Annotated in this window: 5 protein-coding genes; 2 read left to right on the top strand and 3 right to left on the bottom strand. The window is 60.1% G+C overall.

What is annotated here, in order from left to right; translation table 11 throughout:
• Position 1: 1 nt before the first annotated feature.
• The 3 genes from MUN82_RS18685 to MUN82_RS18675 are packed head-to-tail and all read right to left on the bottom strand — an operon-like array spanning position 2 to position 5,689.
• Entirely contained in the window at positions 2–1,030 is a 1,029-nt protein-coding gene (locus MUN82_RS18685) for a glycoside hydrolase family 43 protein (RefSeq protein ID WP_245092851.1), read from the bottom strand.
• 60 nt (positions 1,031–1,090) lie between these two features.
• Entirely contained in the window at positions 1,091–2,677 is a 1,587-nt protein-coding gene (locus MUN82_RS18680; RefSeq protein WP_245092849.1) for a RagB/SusD family nutrient uptake outer membrane protein, read from the bottom strand.
• A gap of 36 nt (positions 2,678–2,713) precedes the next feature.
• Positions 2,714–5,689, bottom strand: coding sequence for a SusC/RagA family TonB-linked outer membrane protein (locus MUN82_RS18675; RefSeq protein WP_245092847.1), 2,976 nt, complete (start codon positions 5,687–5,689; stop codon positions 2,714–2,716).
• A 439-nt stretch (positions 5,690–6,128) separates the two neighbouring features.
• Here MUN82_RS18675 and MUN82_RS18670 point away from each other — a divergent pair, with 439 nt between their 5' ends.
• Together MUN82_RS18670 and MUN82_RS18665 are read left to right on the top strand one after the other, a co-directional pair.
• Positions 6,129–10,454 (top strand): hybrid sensor histidine kinase/response regulator transcription factor, encoded by a 4,326-nt coding sequence (locus MUN82_RS18670; protein ID WP_245092846.1) that lies wholly within the window; start codon positions 6,129–6,131, stop codon positions 10,452–10,454.
• Positions 10,455–10,622: 168 nt separating this feature from the next.
• The gene (locus MUN82_RS18665; protein WP_245092845.1) at positions 10,623–11,750 is read left to right on the top strand and encodes a glycoside hydrolase family 88/105 protein; all 1,128 of its coding nucleotides are present in this window, start codon (positions 10,623–10,625) and stop codon (positions 11,748–11,750) included.
• Positions 11,751–11,768: the final 18 nt, after the last annotated feature.

Here is an 11,768-nt window from a genome sequence, read left to right as displayed (position 1 = left end):
CCTAAAGGATTTTGGTAGAGGGGTTGTTGAAGAAATTGAGGTTCCAGTGGTGCAGCCACTCCACGGTAGGTTGGCCGTCTTTGAACTGCACCGGCAGCCATAGGTAGCGGCTATCTTTCAAATCTTTGGGGTTCCAGCGGTCAGCCATGAAGATGAAGGCGTCTTTCTTGCCGGCCACCGGCAATACGTAGGTCGACTGTCCGCCAAAGGTGAGCTTGGCGTTGGGCCCGGTCATAGGGTCGCCCAGGGGTTTCCAGGGGCCGAAGGGCCGGTCGGCTACGTGCAGGGATGCTTGGTTGGGGTCCCAGCCGGTGCAGCCCGAGGTGATGAGGTAGTACTTGCCGCCAGTTTTGAATAGGGCCGGCGCTTCCTGGTGCTTGCTAAAAAGCAGGGAGTCCTGGGGGGTAGCAGTTAGGTAGTCGGGCGAGAGGCGAGCCAGGCGCAGGTCGTAGTTCTCGCGGGCCGAGTAGATGTGGTAGGCCGCGCCGTCGTCATCCACAAACAGGCCCATATCGCGCGACATGTTGCCGTTGGGCCGGAAGCTGCTCACGTACTTGAATGGGCCGGTGGGCTTGTCGGCTACGGCTACACCGGCGCGGGCGGCTTTGTAGCCCTGGCCTTTCAGCTCCAGGTGAAACCACATCACGTACTTGCCGGTCTTCTTGTTGTAGATGACTTTGGGCCGCTCCATCAGGCAGCCGGCCGCAATATCGTTCTGCGGGTCGGTGGCGGGTGCCAGGGCCACACCTTCGTACTTCCAGTTGTAGAGGTCTTTGGACGAATACACATTCACGCCTTCTTCCTGGTGCTGGGCGCGTTTCTCGCCATACCAGTAGTACGTTTTGCCTACCTGCAACACGCCCCCACCGTGGGCATTGATGAGGTTGCCGTCGGTATCGTACCACAGCTCGCCGGGGCGAAAAGCGGCGGTTTTCACCTTTGGGGCGTTGCTGGGGGTAGCGGGAGCTTGTGCCAGGGCAGAACCCGTGCTTAGCCCAAAGCCTACCGCAAGGAAAAAGAATTTCTGCATACGCGTACAACTATACGGCCGACTGCATCGGCAGTCGGCCGTATACGGTAAGAGGTAGGGTTAGTATCCTGGGTTCTGGGTCAGCGTAGCGCTGGTATTCCGGTCTATTTCTGACTGCGGAATAGGCATCAGGGCTTTCTGGGCCGTCAGGCCTGTCACGGAGGCGCCGTTCAGGCGGAGCGTGCGTTCTACCAGCGTACCAGTGCGCACCAGTGTAATGCGACGCTGCTCTTCACCAATCAGTTCGCGGGCCCGCTCATCTAGGATGAAGTTTAGATCCATCTGGCTGGCCGTTACTTGCGCGGCTTTGGCGCGGGTGCGCAGCACGTTGATGCTGGTAGCTGCCCCAGCCGTATTGCCTTGCTTCATCTGGGCCTCGGCCAGCAGCAGGTAGCTTTCGCCCAGGCGCATCATGGGCAGGTCCTTGATGGTACCGTAGCCGAAGGGGTCGGCGGGGTTATACTGGTTCCACTTGGTGGTGTAGGGCGTGATGAAGAAAATGGTGTCGGTACCGCGCAGCCCCGTTACGCGCTGACGATACAGAGCCGCCTGGGCTGGGTCATTGTAGTAGAAGCGGCGCTTGAGGTTGTACTTCGAGTTGCGCATATCCGCACTCTCGTCTTTGGGATACAGGCGGTAGTCTACCCAGTTGCTGAGGCGCATGCGCCCGATGCCGCGGCCCCCCAGGGAGTCGGCAATCAGCATGCCTTTGATGTTGTAGTAGGCCGGTACCCACATGCGGCGCTGCTGGGCGTTGGTTTGCGCGCCGGGCACGTTCAGTTGTTGCTCAATACCCCAGATGATTTCCGTATTGCCCTGGTTGCGGCGCTGGTTGCCGATGATAAACATATCGGAGAAGTAGTCGCCGGGCTGGTTGGTGCGCACCCCGTAGCGGGCCGTAATCAGCTTATAAGTACCGCTGCTGATGAGCGTTTGCAATACTTTTTCGGCATCGGCCGGCTTGTTCATGCGCAGGTATACCTGCCCCAGCAGGTGCTGGGCTGCGCCCCGCGCAATGCGGCCCGACGCGGCTTTGTTCGCATCAAACATATTGGGAATGGCCGTTGTCAGGTCGTTCACAATAAAGTCGTTAACCTCGGCTACCGGTGTGCGCGTGAAGTCGGTGCGGGGTGAGGTCACGGGCTCGTCTACCAGCGGCACATCACCGTAGAGCGTCGTCAGGAAGTCGTAAGCATAGGCCCGGAAAAAGCGCGCTTCAGCCGAAATGCGGTTTTTGTAGCCTTGGCGCAACGAGGCCGGCGCGGCCTCGGCCCCAGCAATAATCTGGTTGGCATTGTTGATGGTGCGGTAGGCCCAGTTCCAGTAGTAGCCGGCGCCCTGGTCCTGCGAGTTCAGCAGGGTGTAGTTGTAGTAGGGCACCTCTACCCCCTGCACCTGGCCCGGAATGGCCACGTCGGTGCCTTCCTGCATGATGCCCAACAAGCCCTGCGGACCATCGGAGGTGTACTGCTCGCGCACGACAGATTGCAGGCCGGCCATAGCGGCCTCAAAGCCTAGCGAATCGACCAGCACGGTTTGGGGAGTGTATAGGGAGGGCGGATCTTCATCCAGGTACTCCTTCTCGCAGGAGCTGAGGAGCTGAGCCGCACCCAGCAGCCCGACACAAGCCAGCGTAAAACGTTTCATATCAAAGAGATGCATAAGTCAGGTGGAGAAGAAAGATTAGCGCAAACTCACGTTCAGGCCAACTACCAAGCTGCGCACGTTGGGGTAGTTCGTGCCGCCGTTGCCGGTGCCGTTGCCCACCGTGTAGCTCTGCTCAGGGTCCCAGCCTACCCAGTCGGTCCAGGTATACAGGTTGCGGCCGCTCACATAGACCGACAGGTTGCCCAGGCGCAGCTTTTCCGTTAGCGTAGACGGGAAGTTATAGTTCAGCGTCACGTCTTTGAGGCGAGTGAAGCTGGCGTCGCTGGGGTAGCTATAACCGCGGGGGTTGTTGTAGTTGAGGCCGGGGCGGTCCTGGCTTCTGTTCTCAGGTGTCCAGTACCCTACTTCTTCCGGGGTGTTCGAGCGGCCGCCCAGGTCCACAAAGTTCAGGTTGCCATTGTTGCGCAACACGCCTTGCACCGTCTGGAAGAACACGCGCAGGCTCAGGCCTTTGTAGCGGAAGGTGTTGGTGATGCCGCCCTGCCACTCAGGAATGGTGCTACCCTGGTAGGTGCGGTCATTGCTGTCAATCTTGCCGTCGCCGTTCACGTCCCGGAACTTCAGGTCGCCGGGCTTGGCCGAGGCGTCCTGGCCGCTGGGGTCTTCGCCTACCTGCCATACGCCTACTTTCTCGTAGGTGTAGATGCCACCTAATGATTTGCCGATGAACAAGTTGCTACCGATATCGTCGCCGCCGGTGCCGTAGATTTGCAACACACGGTTGCGCACCACGGAAACGTTCATATTGGTTTCCCAGCTGAAATCGGGCTTATCAATGTTTCTCGTGGTCAGCGCTACGTCGACGCCTTGGTTGCGCACCGAGCCCACGTTGGCCAGAATAGAATTGTAGCCAGTGATGATGGGCAGTTGGCGATTCAGCAGTAGATCGTTGGTCTTGGCAACATAGTACTCCACCGTACCCACAATGCGGTTTTTCAGCACCCCAAAGTCCACGGCGTAGTTGGCGCTGGTGGTGCGCTCCCACTTCAAATCAGCATTACCAATGATGTTGGGCCGTAGGCCTACCGTCGTCACGCCATTGTAGGCGTATTGTAGTTGGGACAGACCTGTGATGGTTCCGTAAGGGCCGATAGCCTCGTTGCCGGTGGTACCGTAGGAGAAGCGCAGCTTCAACTCGTTTAGGAAGGCGTTGTCTTGCAGGAAGGCTTCATTGGCCACGTTCCAGCCCAGGGCCACGGATGGGAACACGCCATACTTATCGGTATTGGCGCCAAACACGGTAGAACCGTCGCGGCGGGCCGTTACCGTGAGCAGGTAGCGGCTGTCGTAGTTGTAGTTGATACGGCCCATCTGCGAGAGCAATGCCCGCCGCTCGCTGTAGGAGCTGATGGTAGGAGGCAGGGAGCCGCCGCCGATGCCATTAAAACCAATTTCGTCGTTGACGAAACCGCTGGCATTTTCGGTGGTCGTGAAGTACGTGTTCTGCTGCGAGCTGTATAGAGCCGTTACATCCACGTGGTGCTTGTCGAAATCGTGCGCGTAGCTCAGGATGTTCTCGATGGTGTAGTTGCGGCGCTCATCGTTGACCAACTGCGCGTAGCCATTGAGGTTACCAAAGTTGCGGCCTTCGTAATACGCGTAGCGGTAGGGCCGGAACGAGTAAGTGGCATTCAGGCGGTATTTCAGTCCCTTGGCGAAGGTAGGGGCTACTTCGGCATAGCCTGTACCCGTTAGCTGGTTTACGACGCTTTCGCGGGTAGTATTCAGCGCCAGCAGGGGGTTCTTGATCAGCAGCTCCGGCAGCTGGGGCCAGATGGCGTAAGAGCCATCGGGGTTGTAGAGGTTGCCGTAGGGGCTGGTTACCTGGGCCAGCGTGAGGTCGGCGCGGCCGCCGTTGTCGTTGTTTGTCGAGAAGAACGACGAGGTGCCAATGCGCAGCCAGGGCGTCAGATCCGCATCAATATTAGAGCGCAGGCTCACGCGCTGAAACTGAAAGCCTTTGAGCGTACCGCGCTGCTTGAAATACTCCCCCGAAACGAAATACTTCACGTCGTTAGTACCGCCCGAAATAGACAGGTTGTGGTCCTGAATGGAGCCCGTTTGCTGAATCTCCTTCATCCAGTCTACCGTCTTGCCGGCCGCCAGGTTCACTACTTCGGCGGCGTTGGGTAGGGGCTGGGTAGGCGTGAAGCCCCGCTGGGCGGCAAAGTCCTGGTACTTCTGGGCATAAGCCGGGCCGTCGAGCGGCGTCAGGTTGTTCACGAAGAACTCGGGACCAGCATAGCCGTTGTAGCGAATCTCGGGCTTGCCGGTTTTGCCTCGCTTGGTGGAAATCAGGATAACCCCGTTGGAACCGCGCGTACCGTAGATGGCCGTGGAGCTGGCATCTTTCAACACCTCAATAGAGGCAATGTCGTTGGTATTGATGTCGTTGAGGTTACCCGGAAACGGCACCCCATCTACTACAATGTAAGGGTCGGCGTTGGCTGTAATAGAACGCACCCCCCGAATCCGGATGCTGGGCTGCGCGCCTGGTACCGCCGAGCTGGTCACAATATTTACGCCCGCCACAGCACCGGCCAACGCCTGCGCCACGTTCGAGACCGGCAGCTTCTCCAAACGGTCTTGCGGCACAGATACCACGGAGCCCGTCACGTCGGAGCGCTTTTGGGTACCGTAGCCTACTACCACTACTTCCTCCAGTGCCTTGGTATCCGTCGCCAGTCGCACATCGAAGGTGGTGCGGCTGCCCAATGGGAACTCCTGCGAGGTGAAGCCGATGGACGAAATCAGCAGGGTACCGTTCTGGCTGGCAGTGGGTACTACCAGGCTGAAGCGGCCGTCGGCATCGGTACCGGCGCCAATGGTGGTGCCTTTTACTACCACCGTGGCACCGGGTAGGGGCTGGCCCTTGTCGTCGGTCACGCGGCCAGTGATGGTCTGGTCGACGAGGGCTGCCGCCTCCGTTGTGGAGCGCGCAGGTGCTCCGGGGTGGCTGTGCGCAGCGGGTGCGGCGAGGGCTACTTGCAAGGGTACAAGTGTCCCGCATAAGAGTAACGGTTTTACTCTCATATGATTAAGTAGATTTTGCATCCGTGAGGAGCGGAGCAAGGTGGGAGATGTAAAATTTTTCCAAAAAGTCTAGTTGTAGGTAAGCCTTCCTGTGAGGTGGGCGCTGCGGGCTACGGATCAGCCTACCCCCCCCGCGAGTACCTATCTGGTGGTAGGTAAGCGCTATCCCCGGTGCCTGCAACCAGCGCGGCGGGAACTGTTCAAATGTAGGAGGAGCCTTAGCGCCAGACAGGGGGTAATTCAATCGAAAAAAGGGGTTAAATTGGTCATCTATTCCGTGCACAATCGATTGACGACGACACCATCCCCTTCAAACCATTGATTACTATACTTTTATATCATTACACTACTCTTTCTCTGCGTGCTCTCTCTTTCTCAAATGGCTACTTGCAATCGTTTGCAAACACATGTTCAGGACGACCTATCTGCTTTTTTCGCCCTGCTTTTTGCGGCGCTGAAAGGGGTAGGCATCCGGTGTAGCTGGGGCGTCTTACTGGTGCTGGCGGGAGGCTTCCGGGCGCTGGCCCAGAATGCTCCTCCTAGTGCCTTTCGCTTTGAGCACCTGACCGTGAACGAAGGCCTCTCGCACAGCGACGGCATGACCGTGACGCAGGACCGGGCGGGCTTTATCTGGGTGGGTACCAACCGCGGCCTCAACCGCTACGACGGCTACACCCTGAAGCAGTACTCGCTGCCTGTGAATCCGCACAACGGTATTTCCAGCAACCGGATTACGGTGTTACACGTGGGCGCCGGCGGCCACCTGTGGGTAGGCACCGAGCGGGCCGGCCTGAGCTTGTACAACGCCGATCAGGACAACTTCTTCCGGCTTGATGAGCAGCACATTCCGGTGGCCTACCAAACCCAGGCCCGCCTGCTGGCCCAGTCCGACGTAACGGCGCTGGCCTCGGATACGCTGGGGCGCCTGTGGGTGGGCACCGACCGCACCGGCCTGTTTGTGCTGACCTTCAACCGGCAAGGACATGTGCAGCAGCTGCAGCAACTCCCCCCGCATGTGCAGCACCAGCCCGTGCTGATGCACATTACCAGCCTAGCACTCGACCCAGAAGGCAAGCTGTGGGTAGGAAGTAAAACTTCGGGGCTGCACTTCATTCGCACCACGCTGGCTGCTTTTCAACCACAGACTACCGCCCTGGCTAATAAATCGGTGCGGGCCCTGCACCTCGACCGTCACGGCGACCTGTGGGTAGGCACCGACCACCGGGTATACTGGGTGAGTGCTGCCAACCGCCGCACGGTGCGGGAGCTGGGCGCCTACCCCCTCCCCCAGGAGCTCCCGCTTTTGCAGTCGACTTACATGGACTCGTTTGGTCGCCTGTGGGTAGGCACCATCTACGGGCTGCACGTGTGGGAAGCGGGGGCCCGCACAGGTGCTGCGCCCCCACTTCGGGTTGCAGACCCTACCCTGTTTCTACCCGAGGATGGGGAGCCATTCAGCATCAACTCCGAACGGGTACACCAGATTTTTGAGGATCAGCACCAGGTGCTGTGGCTGTGCGCATCGGCCGGCGGCCTCAACAAGGTAGACCTGCGCCAGAAGCCCTTTGGCAGCATCCGGCAGCAACTTACGGGACGCCTGGCGTTGTCCAACAACTACGTCAATGCCATTTACAAGGAAGAAGCCAGCAACACCCTGTGGTTTGGTACTCGCAACGGGGTAGCCAGCTACGACCTTGCCCGGCACACCTACCGCAACTACCTCAACCAGCAGAGCGGCGGGGCACGCGGCATCGATGCCTCGGCAGTGTTTCAGACCACCAATGGCACGCTCTGGTTTGGCACGCGCGGCCACGGCCTGGTTACGCTCAGCCGGGTGAATGGCCAGGAGAAGCTGACCACGTACGATAAGCTGCCCGATGGCCTTTCCCTCAGCAATACGTCCATTGAGCGCATCACGCAGGACAAGCGCGGCACGGTGTGGGTGGCTACGTTTTCGGAAGGGCTGTGCTGCTTCAGCCCCGATGGCCAGTACCTGGGCACCTACCGCACTGCCAACAGCGCGCTGCCCACCAATCAGTTTTCCTTCTTGCTCTACGATGCCAAGCGCGACGTGCTGTGGGCCAGCACCCGCGACGCGGGCCTGCTGAAGCTGCGCGCTACCCCCAGCGCGTTGCAGGTGCTACAACACTACCAGTACACGCCGGGCGCGCCTACCGGCTTGCGCGTCAACTATGTATGGCCGCTGCTGCTGGATGAGCAGAACGCCCTCTGGATTGGCACCATCGGGGGTGGGCTGCACCAGCTGCGCGCCGATGCGGCCGGGCACGAAACCATTCGCTCCTACCTGAACGAGCTGCCGGAGCAGGATGTGGAGAGCATCCTGGCCGACGAGGCCGGCCACCTCTGGATAGGCGGCACCGGCCTCTACCGCTTCACGCCCGCTACCCGCCAGTACCTGCGCTACGACGTGGCCGACGGCTTGCAGAGCAACTCCTTTAAGATAGGCTCGGCGGCCCGCGCCCAGGATGGCACGCTCTACTTTGGGGGGATTAATGGCATCAACTATTTCCAACCACATGATATTCAGGCCAATCCCTACGCACCGGTGGTGCAGATTACCGGCTTGCGCGTAACCAACCGCCCTATAGCCGTGGGCGACACCGTGAACGGCCGCGTGCTGCTCACGCAGGCGCTATCGGTGCCACAAACCGTGACCATCCGCAACGCAGAAAATGACTTTTTGGTGGAGTTTGTGGCCCTGAACTACGCCAATCCCCAGAAAAGCCGCTACGCCTACCGCCTGGTGGGCTACAACGAGGGGTGGGTATACCCCGCGCCGGGGCAGCGCACGGCCAGCTTCGCCAACCTGCCGGCAGGCCATTATACGCTGGAGGTGAAAGCCAGCAACGGCGAGGGCGTGTGGTCGAAACGCTATGCCACCATGCAGTTTGAGGTGCTGGCGCCCTGGTGGCGCACGTGGTGGGCTTACCTGCTCTACGCAGCGGTGGTGCTGGGCGCGGTGGCCTGGTTCCGGCGCGTGGAAATGGCCCAGCAGCAGCTGAAAAACCGCTTGTTGCTGGAGCAGTTTCAGGCTGAAAAGGAAAAGGAGCTGACCGACCTGAAGCTGGGCTTCTTCACCAATATCTCCCACGAGCTGCGCACGCCGCTCACCCTCATTCTGGGGCCAATGGAGGAGATTATGCGCGCCGCTGGTCCCGTGGCCGATTTGCGCGGCAAGGTGCAATTGATGCACCGTCAAACGCGCAAGCTGCTGGAGCTAGTCAATCAGCTCCTGGACTTTCGGAAGGTGGAAACTGGCCACGTGCCCCTGCGCGCCCAGCGCGCCGATGCCGTGCGCTTTCTCACCGATATCCACTCCGTTTTTCAGCTAAAGGCCCAGGAGCGCGACGTAACATATCTGCTGGACATGCCTACTCAGCCGGTGCCGCTGTATTTTGACCGTAGCAAGCTGGAAATTATCCTCACCAACCTGCTGGCCAACGCCTTCAAGTATACCCGCAACAAGGGTAGGGTAGAGCTGGCGGCTATGGTCATCGGCGACGCCCAGGGCGAAGCCCTCTACCACCAGGGGCAGCTTACCGGCAACTACTTGAAAATCACCGTTACGGACACGGGTGTGGGCATCAAGGCCAGCGAGTTGGGCCGCATTTTCGACCCATATTACCAAGCTTCCCACACCGATACGCTGCGCATGACGGGCACGGGCATCGGTCTGTCGCTGGCACGGCAGTTTGCCGAGCGCCACGGCGGGCAGCTCACCGTGAGCAGCACCCAGGGGGTAGGCACCACCTTTGAGCTGCGCCTGCCGCTGGGCGCGCAGCACCTCAAGCCCGAAGACATGCAGCCGGAAGATGATACGTTTGCCCCCGCCGCCGAGTCGGAGGAGCTATTGGAGGTGCTGGAAGTGGAAGCAGAAACAGCGGAAGAACTGCCCGGCCTACCCGCCGCCCCGACAGGGCCGCCGCGCTTATTAGTAGTAGAAGACAACGACGAGGTGCGCCAGTACCTGCACCAGCTTTTCGCGGCTGACTACGAGGTGCTGACCGCCGCCGATGGTCTGGAGGGCTGGGACGAAGCCCTGCACCAGCTCCCCGACCTGATTATCTCGGACGTGATGATGCCGCACTCGGATGGCCTGGAGCTATGCCAACGCGTGAAGCAGCACCCCAAAACGGCGCATATTCCGCTGCTGCTGCTCACGGCCCGTACCGCCGAAACCCACCAGCTGGAAGGCCTGGGCCTGGGCGCCGACGACTACATGAGCAAGCCCTTCAACCCTACCCTGCTGCTGGCCAAGGCGGAAGCCCTGCTGCGCAATCGGCGCAAGCTGCATGAATATTACCAGCGCCACATCTTATTAGAGCCCACCGAAATAACCGTACCCGACGCCGACCGCGAGTTTCTGGAAAACGCCATGCGGGTGGTAGAAGAGCACCTCGAAGACGCCGAGTTCAACGTGCAGGTACTGGTGCGGAAGGTAGGCATGAGCCAGTCGGTATTTTACCGGCGTATCAAGAGCATCACGGGCCAGACGGTGGTAGAGTTCATCCGCGACGTGCGCATGAAACGCGCCGCGCAGCTCCTGGCCGGCACCACCATGCGCGTATCGGAAGTAGCGTTTCAGGTGGGCATTGAGGATGCCAAATACTTCCGCAAGATGTTCCAGAAAATCTACAGTGTGACGCCCTCCGAGTACGCCCGACAGCATCGCCCGAGCAAGGAAGCGGCTTCTGTAGAGTAGAATAGCTGTCTTGCAATGCCCGGTATGCTTCGATTCCACTCAGCATGACGGGCATTTCACCACCATCAGGCTGCTAGGCGAATCTTTCCCCCATAATCTCAGGATACGCCCCCCTACCGTGTGCGGGCGGCGGCCTATTATTGTGGATACGTTCCCCACCCTACGCCTATGCCTTGTTCTTTCCAGTTTCGTCGTTTGCTCATGGGCGGCTTGCTTCTCGTCTTGGGCCTACGGCAAACCAGCTACGCACAGTCGACAGCGGCGGCTGATAAGGCGCTGTTCAAGCCCAAGTTCATCAAGCAGCAGATGCTGAAAGCCACCCGCTGGCAGCTGGCCCACCTCAGGCACGAACTCACCGACTGGACCAACGGCGCCTTCTACTCCGGCGTGTTTGCGGCCTACCAGACCACTAAGGCTAAGTGGGTGCTGGACTCGCTAATGGCTATGGGCAACCGCACGCAGTGGCGTCCCGCCAAGCGCTACGACCACGCCGACGACATTGCCATCTGCCAGACCTACCTAAACCTGTACCGTCTCAAGAAGGACCGGCAGATGATAGCGCCTACCCTGGCGACTTTGGAGAAGCTCTACACCACGCCCGGCCCCGAGGTGCAGCAGCATGGCATTACGTGGTGGTGGTGCGATGCCCTGTTCATGGGTCCGCCCGTGTTGGTGAAGGCCGCCCTCATCGACAACCAACCCCGCTACCTTGCCTTCAACGACACCTTATATAAGCAGACCTACCGCCGGCTCTACAACCAGCAGCAGCACCTGTTCACCCGCGACGCTTCCTACCTATGGAACGCGGCCGGCGAGGGTAAGAAGGAAAGCAACGGCCAGCCTATTTTCTGGAGCCGCGGCAATGGCTGGGTGATGGGCGGCCTGGTGCAGACCTTGCAAGAGCTACCCCAGGACCACCCCACGCGGCCATTCTACCAAAACCTGTTCAAGGAAATGAGCGCCCGCCTCCTTGCGCTGCAACAGCCCGACGGCCTGTGGCGCGCCAGCCTGCTCGACCCCGGCGCCTACCCCGGCGGCGAGGCCTCGGGCTCGGGCTTCGACTGCTACGCGTTGGCCTGGGGCATCAACCAGGGTCTGCTGGACCGCGCCACCTACCTGCCCCACGTGCAAAAGGCGTGGGCGGCGCTGAACCGGTGCGTGTCGGCGGAGGGGCGCGTGGGCTGGGTGCAGCCCATCGGCGCCGACCCGCGCCGCGACTTTTCGGCCGAGAGCTGGGATGTGTACGGCACCGGAGCGTTTCTGCTGGCTGGTTCCGAAGTTATCAAGCTGAAGTAATACGACTACTTCGTTTTA

It is taken from the genome of Hymenobacter aerilatus (genome assembly GCF_022921095.1).
Taxonomy (GTDB): Bacteria; Bacteroidota; Bacteroidia; order Cytophagales; family Hymenobacteraceae; genus Hymenobacter; species Hymenobacter aerilatus.
Note: the sequence above shows the minus strand (reverse complement) of the source record. Positions and strands in the feature narration are given on the sequence as shown.

What these genes read in the sequence shown, in the direction of transcription:
- MUN82_RS18685 (WP_245092851.1), bottom strand. Translation starts at nt 1,030, where the DNA reads ATGCAGAAATTCTTTTTCCTTGCGGTAGGCTTTGGGCTAAGCACGGGT.
- MUN82_RS18680 (WP_245092849.1), bottom strand. Translation starts at nt 2,677, where the DNA reads ATGAAACGTTTTACGCTGGCTTGTGTCGGGCTGCTGGGTGCGGCTCAG.
- MUN82_RS18665 (WP_245092845.1), top strand. Translation starts at nt 10,623, where the DNA reads ATGCCTTGTTCTTTCCAGTTTCGTCGTTTGCTCATGGGCGGCTTGCTT.